Origin of the sequence: Aeromonas sp. S18(2024), assembly GCF_041402525.1 — a bacterium.
In the GTDB taxonomy this organism is placed as follows: Bacteria; Pseudomonadota; Gammaproteobacteria; order Enterobacterales; family Aeromonadaceae; genus Aeromonas; species Aeromonas enteropelogenes.
In genome coordinates this window covers 151,548-165,610 of sequence record NZ_JBGLQV010000005.1, presented here as the reverse complement: position 1 = coordinate 165,610, position 14,063 = coordinate 151,548, and the positions used below count along the sequence as shown (strand labels likewise).

Below are 14,063 nucleotides of genomic sequence, written 5' to 3'. Positions count from 1 at the left end.
GAGCGTTTAGTGGCTGGGGGGCGCAATGCCAAGGCGGAACAGCGTGGCCCGGGTGGTATCGGTCAGCTCGCCAACGCCGACCACGCTCCACAACTCCTCTTCCAGCTTGCGCGCCTTGTGGATGGCGAACTTGGCGATGTAGTCGAGCTCGTTGGCGATGAAGTTGGTATCGGGGCGTCCGGTACGGGAGATACCGACCAGTACCGAATAGAACTCCCCTCTCTTTAGCGCCAGCTCGATGAAGGCGCGCTTCTCCTGTGCGCTGGCAAAACTGCTGGCCAACCGGCTGTCAAACACCGGGAGGCCGGTATTGGTCTGCTCGCAGGCGATGTAGACCTCATCCTCCTTCGGTTTGTCTTCCCGCTCTATGGCCCGCAGCGGGTTCATCAGCAACTCCTTGAGCAGCCCCCCCTGAAAGAGAGGATAGAGGTTGTCCTGGTCCGGCAATTCAGCACAGGCTTCAAGCAGCTGGTGAAGGCTGCGTGGTTGCAGCGATTTGCCGATTGATGCCGGTTTGGGGGCGCCTTTCAACTTGTTGATATAGACCGGCGAGTTGAACAGGTGATGGGTATAGATGTTGCGAAGCGCCCGAGCCAGCCCCCGGTAACGCCGCTGCTCCTGCGCTGCCTTGAGCTTGTTCTGGTTGCTCTCTATCAGCAGGCTGAAGAACTGGCGGCCGGTGTGGCGATCCGAATCCCCCTCAATACACAGATGCAGCACGGTACGGGTCGTGTTGAGGCTGACCAGACGGTAGGAGAGACGCTGCAGATCCATGCTCTTGGAGAGCTCCTGCAGACGGGGCAGCGCTATGGTCACCACATCATTCTTTTCGCCGTCGAAGGCCTCTTCCAGCTCTATCTGCAGGCCGTGGGTCGAGATGTCCCGGGTCCAGCCCAGCCAGGATTTGCCCTTGTGATGGATGGCAACCGCCGTCTTGTGGATGTAGCGCAGCTCTTTGCGAAGCTGGACATAGTGCAGGGTTTCGATTTCGAACGGGGCCGCTTTCTGGTCGTGAGCATAGCAGTGCAGCTCGTTGGCATTCTCGTTGAGTGCCTCCTGCGGGCGGAACTCGTCGCGCTGGGACTCCTGGGTAATGTCCTGCAGCAGGCCGACGTAGCCAATCTGTTTGAGCCGCTCGGTCAGCAATATGTCCTGTAGTTGCGGGTTGTCCTGCCCCTGCAGTTGACCGATATCCGCCTCAACCAGATCGCATGCCTCCAGGGTGAACTTGTAGACCCGCCAGCTGGGCCGCCGTGAGCCCACCTGGAAGAACAGGGATTTCAGGCCGCTTTGCTGCAGCTCCTCGGCGCTCGCCGAGAAGAAGTAGATATGGCTGCGTACCGTATGGGTGAAGGCGTAGATCAGGGTTTCGCTGGTGGAGCCCGAGGGGGGACAGAGCTGCTTCATCCGTTCGGCGAAGAACAGGCTCGCCAGGGTGTCGCGGTTTTTCTCGTCTCGCCAGTACTCCAGCAGGTGCTGGTTGTTCTCGGTACGCAGGGCGATTTCCAGAGACGGGCTGTCTCCCTTGCCGAAAAACAGCGGCATGCCGGTCATGCGTGGCAGGTAGAACTGCTCATATCCCTTGATGATGGCGGCGGAGAGCAGATAGTCGACACTGACCCGGTACCGTGCCTTGTTGGCTTCGATGAACTCCTCAAGGAAGGTATCGAAGGCGGAGTGTTCACCGGTGCGCACCAGACGCAGCCAGTACTTCCCCTCCTTGCTCTCCTCGCCGAGGATCTGGTAGCTGACGGGCTGGTGCAGGACGGGGTTGGGGTTGTCCCGTTCCAGTCCGGTGAAGAAGACCTCCACCTGGGCTCCGGTCAGGTAGTTGGGCAGGTAGGGGACGGAGACGCGCATGCCCCCCAGCGACAGATCCGAGCTCTTGGCAAACAGCTTTTCACCATCCTGAAACTTGATCAGCAGGGGGGAGCTGAAGTGCATCCGCTCCTGACGGCGGCCGTAATAACTGGCAAAGGAGATGGTGTTGACATCGTATTGCCGGAAAGGGCTCGCGGGAGGGGTGAGCTGGCTGTCTGAGCGGGCATGGTGTTGCCGCAGCCACTGCTGCATGGCTTCATAGACACCCAGGGTATAGATGTCGCGATAGAGATAGCACTGGGACTGGAACAAGCCTGCCGCCTCGGTGGGCATGAAGTGGGTGATCCCCTCAAACTCGTGCACCTGGCATTCCTCCCCCAGCTCGTCGCGCATGTCGATGACCCTGCGGCAGGGGGAGCATTTGCGTTTGAGCTCCATTTTGATCAGAAAACGGCTGTTGCTGTTTTCCTCCTGGGTCAGGCGGTTGAAGATCTCTTCGAAATCCTTCTCCCGCAGCAAGGGGACGAGTTGTTCAATCAGATGTTGCTGATGCGCTGAATCCATGTGTTCCTGCCACGGAAATCCATTTTTCCGATTCTGGGTTTGATCTGTGGGTTGCAAACAAGTATATCAAGCAGGAATTCATCCTGTCCCCGAGTTATCAATGGCTAAAAATAAAACTGCTTATGTATGTTCCGAATGTGGTGCCGACTTCACACGCTGGCAAGGCCAATGCAGCGAGTGCAAGGAGTGGAATACCATCACCGAGGTGCGCCTCGGCTCGATGCCGCCCGCTGGCAAGAGCGCCCGTTACACCGGTTATGCCGGTGCCATCGGCAGCCAGGTTCAGACATTGGCAGAGATAGCCACCACTGAAATTCCCCGTTTTACCTCAGGTTTCAAGGAGCTGGACCGCGTGCTCGGTGGCGGTGTGGTGCCGGGATCGGCCATTTTGATAGGCGGCAATCCGGGGGCGGGCAAGTCCACCCTGCTGCTGCAGACCATGTGCGGCCTGGCGGAGCGCATGAAGACCCTGTATGTCACCGGGGAGGAGTCTCTGCAGCAAGTGGCCATGCGTGCCAACCGCCTGGGGCTTCCCACCGACAAGCTGCGCATGCTCTCGGAAACCAGCGTCGAGCAAATTTGCCTGATCGCCCAGCAGGAACAGCCCCAGATCATGGTCATCGACTCCATCCAGGTGATGCATGTGGCAGATGTCCAGTCGGCGCCGGGTTCTGTCTCCCAGGTGCGGGAAGCGGCCGCCTTGTTGACCCGCTATGCCAAGCAAAACCACGTGGCCATCTTCATGGTGGGCCATGTCACCAAGGATGGCACCCTGGCGGGCCCCAAGGTGCTGGAACATTGCATCGACTGTTCCGTGCTGCTGGACGGGGGGCACGACTCCCGTTTTCGCACCCTGCGCTCCCACAAGAATCGCTTCGGGGCGGTCAACGAGCTCGGCGTGTTTGCCATGACCGGGCAGGGGATGCGGGAAGTCAGCAACCCTTCCGCCATTTTCCTTAGCCGCGGTGAAGAGCAGGCCCCAGGTTCCATCGTCATGGTGATCTGGGAGGGAACCCGTCCCCTGCTGGTGGAACTGCAGGCGCTGGTGGATTATTCCCAGCTCTCCAACCCGCGCCGGGTGGCGGTGGGGATGGATCACAACCGTCTCGCACTGCTGCTGGCGGTGCTGCATCGCCACGGTGGCTTGCAGATGGCGGATCAGGATGTGTTCATCAACGTGGTTGGGGGCGTCAAGGTCGAAGAGACCAGTGCGGATCTGGCCCTGCTGCTGGCCATGGTTTCCAGTTTCCGCGATCAGGCGCTGCCCAAGGATCTGGTGGTTTTCGGGGAGGTGGGGCTATCCGGCGAAATCCGTCCGGTACCGTCCGGCCAGGAGCGATTGCAGGAGGCAGCCAAACATGGCTTCCGCCGCGCCATCGTGCCCCACGCCAACGCCCCCAAGCATCCCATCGAGGGGATGGAAGTGGTGCCGGTGAAGAAGCTGGCCGATGCGCTGGAAGCCTTGTAACCATATTGAATCACAATAAAAAAGAGCGCTTTGGCGCTCTTTTTTATTGTCGGAACGGCTCTGCCATCAAGGCTGGTTGTGCTCAAGGTGCTCGCTTAGCAGTTGCTCCAGTTCCCGGTGGAGCAGTTCTTCATCACCCACGTTGAGTTCAATCATCCGCTTGAGGTGGGTGGCGCTGTCGATATCGATGTGATGGCAGTAGAAACCCAGCTTCTTGCTGGCAGTATGGGTCAATTCGACTTGCATCTTTATCTCGATGTCGCTGCCACTCAGGACAAAACTTATCTGGTATTCCTTGTTGTCATGCTCTTCCCAGTCATCGGGCCTTATCAGCAGAGCACCCTGCAAGGAGACGTCGACCAGCTGAGTCTGCCACTTCTCTTCCCCTTGAGTTAGTTCAGCCGTGGTCAAATAGAGGATCCGTGCAAAACGGCGGCGCTCAGACATGCTCATCTCCTGTATGCAATTGCTGTAGACGCTGGGTCACTGTTCTGAGTGTAATCGACCTTGACCGCCAGTATCTTGAACTTGCTCCAAAAATGGGCTCAGGCCTGCTGGGCACTCAAAGATTCCACTATATGCAGCGCCTTGACCAGGCGATCCTCCTGCTTGAATCGCTCCTCAAGCACCGGACCCAACTGGTTGAGGTCTTCATCCAGCAGCAGCAACTGCGCTTCGTCGGCTTCACTGTACTTGTCGTTGAACTCGAGGGCGAACTCGGTGCTGGTGCGGATGTGGGGGTAGATGCGTTTGGCCAGCTCCAGGGTCTCTCCGCTGGCCTGTTCGAAGGCGGTGACAACGTGGTGATAAATCTCGAAATGACCTGCACTGACGTAATCGACCAACTTGTCACAGAAGTGCTGCAGTTCTTCTGGTTTGGGCAGGCAGCGTTGCTTGGCGCGCGCCGGGGTGAGGCCGGCCAGCCTCATGTATTCGACCAGCAAGGCTTGCCTTTCATCCAGCCAGTCGTCGATTGCCTTATGTTTGCCTGCCAGCGCCTGTTTGGTCTGTTCCAGTTTCGTCAACATAATCCCTCCATGGGACAAGGCCGGGCGATTGATGGGACTCCCAAGCCGTTTGAGCCGTGACCTCACCTATAACTATGGAAAATCTGTCCGACCGTCAATAGGCTTGCCCGGATATTGTGCATTGGTGAAGAATCAGACGACCCGTGTTGGCAGGGCTAGCAGGTTTCAGGCCTGTCCGCGCTTTTTGGCATGTGTAATGTGACTATTTCCGCAGATCTTGATGAAAACCCCAGCGTTTAACGTCTCCTGGTCGATAAAGCCTTTGCCTGGGCGTTTTTTTTTGCATAGAGTGACCCAGCGCTAAATGCCCGATCATAAAGGAAATGTTATGAACAAAGCTCAACTTGTCGATGCAATTGCCGCCAAAGCAGATCTGAGCAAGGCTCAGGCCAAAGTGGCTCTGGAAGAGATCATCAATGGTATTACCCAGAGCCTGAAAGAAGGTGACGCTGTGCAACTGGTTGGTTTTGGCACCTTCAAGGTCACCCACCGTGCTGGCCGTACCGGTCGCAACCCGCAAACTGGTAAAGAGATCCAGATTGCTGCTGCCAACGTGCCTTCATTTGTGGCTGGCAAGGCTCTGAAAGACGCTGTCAAGTAAGTCCGAAAGTCCAATTCTGTCCAATGCCAGTCAGCTTGCTGACTGGCATTGTTTTTATCTGCCCCCGTGAAATAGCGCCTTCTAGCCTGATCGGCTCACCTTATGGGGGACAGACCCGACTGATCATGGTGAACCCCTCGTCTGAAGGTGCCAGCTGCACAGTAACCTCCCCGAGTTCGGCCAGATCGGCGACATGGGTTCCCCCGCAAGGGATAGTGACCTCTTGCCCATCCAGTGTGCAGTGCCAGTAGCGCGAATCGATGATCGCCTCGCCAGCCCGGCTGCGGCGGATTCTGCCACCAACGGCCAACCACTTGCCCAGCTGCTGGTTGATACTGGCTTCAATATGGGCGAGGTCGGTCAGCAGAGCCTCACCGTTGACTCCCTTCTTGCGCAGGCTCTTGCCGATGCGGTATTGATCGTGGCAGCCCATGGGCTCGACCCGTGACGCCTGCATGGCGAGGCGTTCGAAATCGGGCTGAGCCAGTGCGTCCCGCTCACTCACCTCTTTTCTCCAGTACGGGATAAGTGCCCGGTTGAGGGCCAGTGCCGCTAGATGACAGCCGCTGTGGCCCAGGCTCAGGGCATAGCGGGCACCGTCATCCACCCGCAGTTCGACCAGGGTACCAGCAGCCAAGGTGTGGCAGCCCGCCAGCGGATGCACCACTACGAAGGCCCACCCCTCGGTGCCCCGTTTGACCGGGATGTCCTGATCCACGAACAACTTACCCTCCGGGCTGATGGCGCCCATGCGGCATGGGCCCACAGCCGCTTCGCCACCCTCCCAATGGGCTGTACCCACATCACCCGGTTGATCGGGCCAGAGATGGCTCTGGGGGTGAAATGGAGTGAGATCGGTGACCAGCAGGCTGGTCTCGCCATTTTGGCAATAGAGTACTTTGGCCTGCTCACAGAGATGGTCCAGCATGAAGCTGGTTCGGGTATGTTCCATGGAAAGGCTCCCGTTGTGAAATGAATAGGGGGGAAGGTGGCAGCATACGCCAAAGCGAGCAGGGGCTCATTAACCGACGTTAATGAGCCCCTGCGTTTTTCCATGGTGAACGCTAGATCATGGCGACCAGCAGATAGGCATTGAGCCCTATCACCAGAGCCACAATGAGGCGTCCGAGCGCCTGGGTGACGGGGTGGTTGCGATGCTCGCCCATCAGTGCCCGATCGCCGGTCAGCATCAACAGGGGGATCAGGGCCAGTGCGATACCGAAGCTCAGGATCACCTGGCTCAGTACCAGGATCTCGGTGGTGTTGAGCCCCATGGCGATTACCACGAAGGCGGGGGTCATGGTGATGGCGCGTCGCAGCCAGAGCGGGATGGTAAAGCGCACGAAGCCCTGCATCACCACCTGGCCTGCCAGGGTACCGACCACGGTGGAGGAGATGCCGGACGCCACCAGTGACAGACCAAACAGGGTCGCCGCAGCTTGTCCCAATAGTGGCGTCAGGGTCTGGTAGGCGGACTCCAGCTCGGCCACCTGCTGGTTGCCGGAGCTGTGGAAGGCGGCAGCCGCCATCGCCATCATGGCCAGGTTGACGAAGCCGGCGATGGTCATGGCGATGGCCACGTCGATCCGGGTGGTGTGCAGCCGCTGGGGGACCGAGCCCCGATCCTGGGTGTGCTGGGTCAGCGCCGAGTGCAGGTAGATGACGTGGGGCATCACGGTGGCGCCGAGCACCCCGGCCGCCAGATAGACGGCGTCGCTGTTGGGCAGGCCGGGGAAGAGGGCCCCTTCCAGCAGGCTGGGCAGATGGGGGCGGGAGAACACCAGCTCGACGATGTAGGCCGCCGCCACGAACAGCAGCAGGCCGCCCACCACGAACTCCAGCGGTTTCTGGCCGCGGGACTGCAGCATCAGGATCCCCCAGGTGACCACGGCGGTGATGCCGGCCCCTTCCAGCAGGGTGACGCCGAGCAGCAGCTTGAAGCCGACCGCGGCCCCGATGAATTCGGCCAGATCGGTGGCCATGGCGATGATCTCCGCCTGCACCCAGTAAGCCCAGACCGCCGGCTTGGGCAGCCGATCGCGAATGTGTTCCGCCAGGTTCTTGCCGGTGACGATGCCGAGCTTGGCCGACAGGGTCTGCACTACCATGGCCATCAGATTGGCCCACACCACCACCCACAGCAGTTGATAGCCGAAAGTGGATCCCGCCTGGATATTGGTGGCGAAGTTGCCGGGATCTATGTAACCGATGGCAGCGATAAAGGCCGGCCCGAGCAGGGTCAGCTTGAATTTGCGGGCCGGAATGGCCGTGGTCAGTGCGGGTTGCATGGCATCACCCTCCATAAGGATATGGAGAAAGAATAGATCTAAATGATAACTATTATCAATTGATGTTTTGTATCATACCAATAGGGAAAAACATTTGAGGCGGTGAGTTGCAGTGACGGGCGCGATTTCGTACAATATGCCGCCCTAGAAAAGCAGCGACTAAACACCTTTATGTTCCTTGCCTCCGAGGTCTGGCTGCACCTGGGCGGAGGCTGAATTAATCCGTAAGGAGCTAAAATGCGTCATTACGAAATCGTCTTCATGGTTCATCCGGACCAGAGCGAGCAAGTACCCGGCATGATCGAGCGTTACACCGGCGCCATCACCACCTCCGGTGGTACCATTCATCGCCTGGAAGATTGGGGCCGTCGTCAGCTGGCTTACCCGATCGACAAACTGCACAAAGCCCACTACGTTCTGATGAACGTAGAAGCAGAGCAAGCCGTTATCGATGAGCTGGAAACCAGCTTCCGCTTCAACGATGCCGTTATCCGCAACATGATCATGCGCACCAAGCACGCCGTGACCGAAGTTTCTCCGATGGCCAAGGCCAAAGAAGAGCGCTTCTCCCGTCGTGACGACGAGCGCCGCGAAGAAGCTACTGAAGCTGCTTCCGAAGAGTAATTCTGGATCACTGACTAGAGGATAAAGGCCATGGCACGTTATTTCCGTCGTCGTAAGTTCTGCCGCTTCACCGCCGAGAACGTTACCGAGATCGACTACAAAGATATCGTTACTCTGAAAAACTACATCACTGAATCTGGCAAGATCGTACCGAGCCGTATCACCGGTACCCGCGCCAAGTATCAGCGTCAGCTGGCACGCGCCATCAAGCGTGCTCGTTACCTGGCTCTGCTGCCGTACACCGATCTGCACAACAAGTAAGAATCGGTCCGGCGCTTAAGCCTAACTCAACGAAATTTATAGAGGAAAGGTAATGCAAGTTATCCTGCTCGACAAAATCGCCAAACTGGGCGGTCTGGGTGACCAAGTTTCCGTGAAAGCTGGTTATGCCCGTAACTATCTGATCCCGCAAGGCAAAGCTGTTATGGCCACCAAGGCCAACATCGAAGCCTTCGGTGCTCGTCGCGCTGAGCTGGAAGCCAAACTGGCTGCCAACAAAGCTGCTGCCGAAGAGCGCGCTGCCAAGCTGGGTGAACTGGCTGCCGTTGTTATCGCTTCCAAAGCTGGTGACGAAGGTAAACTGTTCGGTTCCATCGGTACCCGTGACGTGGCTGAAGCCATCACTGCTGCCGGCGTAGCCGTTGCCAAGAGCGAAGTCCGCATGGGCAACGTTCTGCGCAACACTGGCGAGTACGAAGTTGCCGTTCAGCTGCACGCTGACGTTAAAGCAACCGTACAGCTTCAGGTTGTTGCCCTGTAATAGCGATTCGCTGTTGCAGAAAAACCCGCGCAAATGCGCGGGTTTTTTATTTTGGGGCCCGGGGGTAGAGTGAAGATCTGTTCCTCTGGAGGAGATCCTTATGGCAGCCTGGGTCGAAGGCCGCGTCATTGAACGCATCGAATGGACACCCACCCTGTTCTCCCTGCGCGTGGCGGCAGAGCTTGCCCCCTACAAGGCAGGGCAATTCACCAAGCTGGCCCTCGAGCAGGGCGAGCGGCGCATCCAGCGTGCCTACTCCTTCGTCAATCCCCCTTCCTCGCCTTATCATGAATTCTATTTTGTCGAGATCCCGAGCGGAGAGTTGACCCCCTCTCTTGGCTCCTTGCAGGTGGGTGATAATTTGCTGGTGCAGTCTCAGGCCACCGGTTTCCTGACTCTGGATGAAGTGCCTGCTGGCCGCGATCTCTGGCTGCTCTCCACCGGAACCGCCATCGGACCCTTTCTCTCCATGCTGGCGGAAGGGGAGGCCTTCTCCCGTTTTGAGAGTCTGGTGCTGGTGCACGGGGTGAGGAAAGGGGAAGAGCTGAGCTATCAGCCGCTTATCGCCAGTTTTGGCGAGCGTTACGGGGCGCGTTTTCGTTATGTGCCTTTCGTCAGCCGTGAGGTGTGGCCGGGGGCGATGGCCGGGCGGATCCCTGCCGCCATTAGTGATGGTCAGCTGCAAGCACGGGTTGGTCTCGATTTTTCACCCGAGTTCAGTCAGGTGCTGATCTGCGGGAATCCCGCGATGGTGAAGGAGACCCAACAGACCCTGCTGGGATTGGGGCTTGCCAAGAACCTGCGGCGCGCGCCAGGCAACATCAGTGCGGAAAACTACTGGTAGGCAACATGAAAACAGGGGCCTTGGGCCCCTGTTTCATAGATGCGATACACAGGTCAGTGCTTCTTGTTGCCTTTGTCTTTGAACTTGTCGTGCCCCTGACCCGGGTTGTTGCCGCTGTGAATGCTGCGGTTGTAGTGATCCCGGTACTTGCCATCCATCTTGTCGCAGTTGAGCTTGATGCGGCTATCGCCGATGCCGAGATCCAGGCAGTTGTTCTGCCACCAGTCGTACTCCTTGTCATCCCAGTCGACGTTCAGCTTCACATTGTCGGTGGAAATCCGGATGCCATCGCCGTCCTTGGAGTGGGGAGGGGCGGCAAAGGCGACCCCGTTGGCCAGCAGCAGGGAGAGCAGCAGGGCACCTTTGTTGAACATGGTTTTATGAGTCATAACGAGAATTCTCCGTTGTTACTGGCCGTTGCCCGGGGTGGTTGGCATCTGGTTGGTGCTGGGTGGATGATTGCGGTGCTCTTCATCATCGAGATCGATTCTGACTCTCCGGCATTCGGAAGGGGCTGTATCGCCCACCCCCAGATCGAGGCAATCGGCTTGTGACCAGCCAAACTGCTGGTCATCCCAGTCCAGATTGAAGGTTAGCTCATCGACGGAGAACGCTGAACCACCCCCGTCCTCGTACTGTGATACGGCCTGTGCTGCACCGGTAACGAGAAAAAGGGACAGTAACAAGGTAGTCGTTCTGTTCATGATGGCCTCGGTTAATTGTCATTGCGGGTCAGTCTATTCCAGCCGGGCTGAACCCGGGCGGAACCGCACCCAATCTCATCATACTATTCAGTGTGGCAAGAAAGTGTACCGACTTTTTGCTGTCGATTTGTCCGTTTTGGTCGCACTCTGGGCAGCTGATCACTGATCTCGTGCAATTCGCATGATTGCCCTTCTCTCGGCGAGTCCGCTGACTATAATCGGCAGCCACCTTTTCTCCACAGCACCACCTCTTCATCATGACAACACAGCTTTCTTCTGCCCAACGCTACCCCAAGGGATGGTTCGCACTGACCACGGTATACAGTTTTACCGGGCTGGCCATTCTGGCTTCCATCGTCTTCTCCCTGCTGCTGTTTCTCTCCATTGATGACAACCCGCTGATGAAGTGGCTGTTTGGCGGCCTGGCGATCATCTTCGAACTGGGCAAGTTCTATGTCTGGTATGAGTATGGTGAGCGCAAGGCGCGCCGGGATCTCGGCGGCGCCCTCTGGTCACTGTTGTTCTACAGCGTGCTGGCTGCCATCTCCATCGGTGGCAGTATCGGCGGCATCAACAGCGCCACCAACACCATCCTCAACCAGCAGGCCCACCATGAACGGGTTATCGCCCGTTTTGACGAGCAGATTGCCAGCATAGAGCGGCAGATCAAGCTCAACGAGGAGGCGGCCCGCAAATACATCGAGCTGGCGCGCATCTCCAGCGGCGTGACCGCACTGCAGCGTGACAACACTCGCCTGCGCCTGCAACAGGACGAATTGCGCCAGCAGCGCGACGCCAAGCCAGTCAATGAGCAGTCCTCCATGCTGGGCCTGATGAGCAGCCTGGCAGATGGTATGGGGATGAGCATCAGCCAGGTGCAATTCCTGCTGGTTTGCTTCCTCTCCATCCTGCTGGATGTATTCGGTGCTTTCTTTGTCAGTCTGATTGGCGAGGAAAACCGCTTCCGCCGCCAGTGGCAGCGCCAGCAGGATCAGGAGCGCTGGGAGGCCCAGCAGGCTGTGCAAGTGCCGGTGCCTGTCCAGCCCGAGGTGGTGGCTCAGCCCGAGCCGGCTCCGGCCGTAGTGGAGCGGGTACGTGGTGCCCTGGAGAGCGGAGAGCTCAAGTGCAGCAAGCGCTCGGTGGCCCAGGCGCTGTCATTGTCGCTGGAGGAGGTGGACAGGGTATTCCATCACCTCTTGTCACAAGGGGTGCTGGGGCAGGGGAGCAATCGCCACTATCATCTGCGTACTGAAAACAGCTGAATCCTGTTCAGTCGTACCAGACCAATCCCTCATAGGGGCTCTCCCTGAGAGAGGAAAGTCGGCTCTCAAGGTTGCCAACGTGGATTTCAAGTTGATGGCCGTCAGGGTCTTTCAAGTAGAAGGATTCACCTTCGCTGCGATTGGTTTTCCATTCATCAGTGCCCGTCTGGCGTAGGCGGGCACAAAACGCCGAAAAGTGTTCAGAGGTGATGCTGAAGGCCACATGGGTGTAGTCCCTTGCCGGGTGCGGGTGGTCGCAGGAAAGGCAGAGCCACAGTTCGCCCAGTGTTAAATAGGCACCTCTTGTCCAGCGGACACGCGGTTTGAAACCCAGGATTTCGACATAGAAGGCAAGGCTCTTGTCGAGATCCCCTGTTGTCAGGGTCAGATGGTTCAGACCAGTCAGCATTATTCCTCCAGCTCCCTTGTTCGTTCTTGCCCCTAGTGCGTCAGCACCATCATCAGGGCAAGAAATGCTGCCAGCCCGCCACCCAGACCGATGATCCAGTAAAACCCCTTGGCCCCCTGCTTGAGGGGGATGCGAAAGTAGAGCAGAAACGCCCACCAGCCCAGCGCCAGCAACAGGGGAATAAGAAACATTCGAGCCATGGTGTCCTCGCTGTTATTCTGTTGACCCTTGATCAATCAACAGGATGGATTGTGCAATGACGCAACTACAGATTACCGCATTCGGTGACCCCTCGGTACTCAGGCTCAACCCTTCTCTCGACAAGGTGCCGGCAGAAGGGGAAGTGCGGGTGCGCATCTGCTTTGCGGGGGTCAACCCCATCGATGCCAAGACACGCGCCGGCCTCGGCTGGGCGGCGGCCCAGAACAAGGACAAGCTGCCCTGGACGCCGGGCTATGACGTTGCCGGCGTGGTCGAGAAGGTCGGCCCTGGTGTCAGTTCGCTGGTCGAAGGGGATCGGGTGTGCGGCATGGTGGGCTTTCCGCTGCAGGCGGGGGCCTATGCAGAATCCGTGGTGGCTGGTGAAGGGGAGCTGGTCAGGCTCAATGGCGTCAGCCTCAAACAGGGGGCTGCACTACCGCTGGCAGGGCTCACCGCCTGGCAGGGATTGTTCGAGCACGGCGCTCTCAAGGCGGGGCAGCGAGTGCTGATCCTGGCCGGTGCAGGCGGTGTGGGCCATCTGGCGGTGCAGTTTGCCGCCGCTTATGGCGCCGAGGTGGTCGCCACGGCCAGCGGCGACAATCACAGCTTCCTGCACGGTTTGGGTGCCAATACGCTGGTGGATTATCACGATGCCGACTGGGCCGAACAAATAGTGGCCGCGGGCGGCCAGGTCGATCTGGTGCTGGATCTGGTGGGGGGCGAGAGCGGCAAGGCGGCCCTGGCCTGCGTCAAGCCGGGCGGGCTTCTGGTGACGGTGCCGACCATCACGGCCCAGCAGATCAAGGATGCGGGGGCCGAGGCCGGAGTCGAGGTACTCGGCATGCTGGTCCATCCCGACCAGAAACAGCTGGCCCAGATGCTGTTGTTACTGCGCCAGGGCGAGGTGAAGATCACTGTCGCCGGTGAGTTCCCCCTGGCCGAGGGGGCGCTGGCCCACAGAACCATCGAGGGCGGACACGTGCGCGGCAAGCTGGTACTGTGCATGCCCGCCGCCGACGACTACCCTGCATGAACGATCTGATGGAGATGGGGCTGGGGTGGCTCTTTTTGAGCGCCTTCACCTCGGCGACTTTGCTGCCAGGTGGCTCGGAAGTGCTGCTGGGGGCCATGGCAGCCAAGGGGCAGTGGAGCATGGCCAGCCTGCTCGGGTGGGCGACACTCGGCAATACCCTGGGCTCCATGACCACCTGGTGGCTCGGCTGGCTCGCCACCTTCAAGAAAAAACCGGAAGATTTTCAAGGCCGTGGGGAACAAAAAGCCCTGGGTTGGCTCAAACAACATGGCCACTGGTGCCTGCTGTTGGCCTGGACGCCTGTGGTCGGTGATGGACTCTGTCTGTTGGCTGGCTGGCTGCGTCTCTCTTTCTGGCGCTCTCTCGTTCTCATCGGGCTCGGCAAGTTGCTGCGTTATACCCTGATTTTTCTGCTGGCCAGGCAGATCTTCTAGCCCTTTTGTCACTCACGAGGTA

Annotated in this window: 18 protein-coding genes; 9 read left to right on the top strand and 9 right to left on the bottom strand. The window is 58.7% G+C overall.

Features of this window, described 5'->3' with window-relative positions:
• Positions 1 to 6: 6 nt before the first annotated feature.
• Positions 7 to 2,385 (bottom strand): PilZ domain-containing protein, encoded by a 2,379-nt coding sequence (locus ACB034_RS10710; protein ID WP_371172811.1) that lies wholly within the window; start codon positions 2,383 to 2,385, stop codon positions 7 to 9.
• Between the two features lie 100 nt (positions 2,386 to 2,485).
• On the opposite strand from ACB034_RS10710, the gene radA reads away from it, so the two are divergent.
• Complete coding sequence (radA, locus tag ACB034_RS10705) at positions 2,486 to 3,853, top strand: DNA repair protein RadA (RefSeq protein ID WP_371172810.1); 1,368 nt, start codon at positions 2,486 to 2,488, stop codon at positions 3,851 to 3,853.
• A gap of 66 nt (positions 3,854 to 3,919) precedes the next feature.
• Here radA and ACB034_RS10700 read toward each other — a convergent pair whose 3' ends face one another.
• The gene (locus tag ACB034_RS10700) at positions 3,920 to 4,300 is read right to left on the bottom strand and encodes a PilZ domain-containing protein (RefSeq protein WP_026458689.1); all 381 of its coding nucleotides are present in this window, start codon (positions 4,298 to 4,300) and stop codon (positions 3,920 to 3,922) included.
• A 98-nt stretch (positions 4,301 to 4,398) separates the two neighbouring features.
• Positions 4,399 to 4,881, bottom strand: a complete 483-nt coding sequence (locus ACB034_RS10695; protein ID WP_042025829.1) for an Rsd/AlgQ family anti-sigma factor — start codon at positions 4,879 to 4,881, stop codon at positions 4,399 to 4,401.
• Positions 4,882 to 5,209: 328 nt separating this feature from the next.
• Here ACB034_RS10695 and hupA point away from each other — a divergent pair, with 328 nt between their 5' ends.
• The gene (gene hupA / locus ACB034_RS10690) at positions 5,210 to 5,482 is read left to right on the top strand and encodes a nucleoid-associated protein HU-alpha (protein WP_005340484.1); all 273 of its coding nucleotides are present in this window, start codon (positions 5,210 to 5,212) and stop codon (positions 5,480 to 5,482) included.
• Between the two features lie 100 nt (positions 5,483 to 5,582).
• Here the strand turns inward: hupA and ACB034_RS10685 are convergent, their stop codons facing one another.
• Together ACB034_RS10685 and ACB034_RS10680 are read right to left on the bottom strand one after the other, a co-directional pair.
• Positions 5,583 to 6,434: a hypothetical protein gene (locus ACB034_RS10685; RefSeq protein ID WP_371172809.1), complete on the bottom strand. Its 852-nt coding sequence runs from the start codon at positions 6,432 to 6,434 to the stop codon at positions 5,583 to 5,585.
• Positions 6,435 to 6,546: 112 nt separating this feature from the next.
• Complete coding sequence (locus tag ACB034_RS10680) at positions 6,547 to 7,770, bottom strand: Nramp family divalent metal transporter (RefSeq protein ID WP_371172808.1); 1,224 nt, start codon at positions 7,768 to 7,770, stop codon at positions 6,547 to 6,549.
• Positions 7,771 to 8,007: 237 nt separating this feature from the next.
• Between ACB034_RS10680 and rpsF the strand changes: the two genes are divergently transcribed.
• The 4 genes from rpsF (at position 8,008) to ACB034_RS10660 (ending at position 9,998) form a co-directional block, all read left to right on the top strand.
• Positions 8,008 to 8,394, top strand: coding sequence for a 30S ribosomal protein S6 (rpsF, locus tag ACB034_RS10675; protein WP_026456576.1), 387 nt, complete (start codon positions 8,008 to 8,010; stop codon positions 8,392 to 8,394).
• Positions 8,395 to 8,424: 30 nt separating this feature from the next.
• Positions 8,425 to 8,655 (top strand): 30S ribosomal protein S18, encoded by a 231-nt coding sequence (gene rpsR, locus ACB034_RS10670; RefSeq protein WP_005308890.1) that lies wholly within the window; start codon positions 8,425 to 8,427, stop codon positions 8,653 to 8,655.
• A gap of 52 nt (positions 8,656 to 8,707) precedes the next feature.
• Positions 8,708 to 9,154 (top strand): 50S ribosomal protein L9, encoded by a 447-nt coding sequence (rplI, locus tag ACB034_RS10665; protein ID WP_026456575.1) that lies wholly within the window; start codon positions 8,708 to 8,710, stop codon positions 9,152 to 9,154.
• A 100-nt stretch (positions 9,155 to 9,254) separates the two neighbouring features.
• Positions 9,255 to 9,998 (top strand): ferredoxin--NADP reductase, encoded by a 744-nt coding sequence (locus ACB034_RS10660; protein WP_201979530.1) that lies wholly within the window; start codon positions 9,255 to 9,257, stop codon positions 9,996 to 9,998.
• A gap of 53 nt (positions 9,999 to 10,051) precedes the next feature.
• Here the strand turns inward: ACB034_RS10660 and ACB034_RS10655 are convergent, their stop codons facing one another.
• Both ACB034_RS10655 and ACB034_RS10650 read right to left on the bottom strand, forming a co-directional pair.
• Complete coding sequence (locus ACB034_RS10655; RefSeq protein ID WP_082037480.1) at positions 10,052 to 10,372, bottom strand: hypothetical protein; 321 nt, start codon at positions 10,370 to 10,372, stop codon at positions 10,052 to 10,054.
• Between the two features lie 33 nt (positions 10,373 to 10,405).
• On the bottom strand, positions 10,406 to 10,702 hold the full coding sequence (locus ACB034_RS10650; RefSeq protein ID WP_224210400.1) for a hypothetical protein: 297 nt from the start codon (positions 10,700 to 10,702) through the stop codon (positions 10,406 to 10,408).
• A 257-nt stretch (positions 10,703 to 10,959) separates the two neighbouring features.
• Here ACB034_RS10650 and ACB034_RS10645 point away from each other — a divergent pair, with 257 nt between their 5' ends.
• The gene (locus ACB034_RS10645; protein WP_371172807.1) at positions 10,960 to 11,964 is read left to right on the top strand and encodes a Preprotein translocase subunit SecY; all 1,005 of its coding nucleotides are present in this window, start codon (positions 10,960 to 10,962) and stop codon (positions 11,962 to 11,964) included.
• 7 nt (positions 11,965 to 11,971) lie between these two features.
• Here the strand turns inward: ACB034_RS10645 and fos are convergent, their stop codons facing one another.
• Both fos and ACB034_RS10635 read right to left on the bottom strand, forming a co-directional pair.
• Positions 11,972 to 12,373, bottom strand: a complete 402-nt coding sequence (gene fos, locus ACB034_RS10640; RefSeq protein ID WP_026456571.1) for a fosfomycin resistance glutathione transferase — start codon at positions 12,371 to 12,373, stop codon at positions 11,972 to 11,974.
• A 32-nt stretch (positions 12,374 to 12,405) separates the two neighbouring features.
• Positions 12,406 to 12,573: a hypothetical protein gene (locus ACB034_RS10635; RefSeq protein WP_167335326.1), complete on the bottom strand. Its 168-nt coding sequence runs from the start codon at positions 12,571 to 12,573 to the stop codon at positions 12,406 to 12,408.
• Positions 12,574 to 12,629: 56 nt separating this feature from the next.
• Here ACB034_RS10635 and ACB034_RS10630 point away from each other — a divergent pair, with 56 nt between their 5' ends.
• Both ACB034_RS10630 and ACB034_RS10625 read left to right on the top strand, forming a co-directional pair.
• Positions 12,630 to 13,607: an NADP-dependent oxidoreductase gene (locus tag ACB034_RS10630; RefSeq protein ID WP_371172806.1), complete on the top strand. Its 978-nt coding sequence runs from the start codon at positions 12,630 to 12,632 to the stop codon at positions 13,605 to 13,607.
• Entirely contained in the window at positions 13,604 to 14,041 is a 438-nt protein-coding gene (locus tag ACB034_RS10625) for a YqaA family protein (protein WP_042025822.1), read from the top strand. The genes ACB034_RS10630 and ACB034_RS10625 overlap by 4 nt, the downstream gene beginning before the upstream one ends.
• The last annotated feature ends 22 nt before the right edge of the window (positions 14,042 to 14,063 follow it).

Coding starts and splice junctions, on each gene's coding strand:
- ACB034_RS10650 (WP_224210400.1), bottom strand. CDS start 10,702: ATGAACAGAACGACTACCTTGTTACTGTCCCTTTTTCTCGTTACCGGT.
- ACB034_RS10660 (WP_201979530.1), top strand. CDS start 9,255: ATGGCAGCCTGGGTCGAAGGCCGCGTCATTGAACGCATCGAATGGACA.
- ACB034_RS10695 (WP_042025829.1), bottom strand. CDS start 4,881: ATGTTGACGAAACTGGAACAGACCAAACAGGCGCTGGCAGGCAAACAT.
- fos (WP_026456571.1), bottom strand. CDS start 12,373: ATGCTGACTGGTCTGAACCATCTGACCCTGACAACAGGGGATCTCGAC.
- rpsF (WP_026456576.1), top strand. CDS start 8,008: ATGCGTCATTACGAAATCGTCTTCATGGTTCATCCGGACCAGAGCGAG.
- ACB034_RS10710 (WP_371172811.1), bottom strand. CDS start 2,385: ATGGATTCAGCGCATCAGCAACATCTGATTGAACAACTCGTCCCCTTG.
- ACB034_RS10625 (WP_042025822.1), top strand. CDS start 13,604: ATGAACGATCTGATGGAGATGGGGCTGGGGTGGCTCTTTTTGAGCGCC.
- rplI (WP_026456575.1), top strand. CDS start 8,708: ATGCAAGTTATCCTGCTCGACAAAATCGCCAAACTGGGCGGTCTGGGT.
- rpsR (WP_005308890.1), top strand. CDS start 8,425: ATGGCACGTTATTTCCGTCGTCGTAAGTTCTGCCGCTTCACCGCCGAG.
- ACB034_RS10645 (WP_371172807.1), top strand. CDS start 10,960: ATGACAACACAGCTTTCTTCTGCCCAACGCTACCCCAAGGGATGGTTC.
- hupA (WP_005340484.1), top strand. CDS start 5,210: ATGAACAAAGCTCAACTTGTCGATGCAATTGCCGCCAAAGCAGATCTG.
- ACB034_RS10635 (WP_167335326.1), bottom strand. CDS start 12,573: ATGGCTCGAATGTTTCTTATTCCCCTGTTGCTGGCGCTGGGCTGGTGG.
- ACB034_RS10680 (WP_371172808.1), bottom strand. CDS start 7,770: ATGCAACCCGCACTGACCACGGCCATTCCGGCCCGCAAATTCAAGCTG.
- ACB034_RS10700 (WP_026458689.1), bottom strand. CDS start 4,300: ATGTCTGAGCGCCGCCGTTTTGCACGGATCCTCTATTTGACCACGGCT.
- ACB034_RS10655 (WP_082037480.1), bottom strand. CDS start 10,372: ATGTTCAACAAAGGTGCCCTGCTGCTCTCCCTGCTGCTGGCCAACGGG.
- ACB034_RS10630 (WP_371172806.1), top strand. CDS start 12,630: ATGACGCAACTACAGATTACCGCATTCGGTGACCCCTCGGTACTCAGG.
- radA (WP_371172810.1), top strand. CDS start 2,486: ATGGCTAAAAATAAAACTGCTTATGTATGTTCCGAATGTGGTGCCGAC.
- ACB034_RS10685 (WP_371172809.1), bottom strand. CDS start 6,434: ATGGAACATACCCGAACCAGCTTCATGCTGGACCATCTCTGTGAGCAG.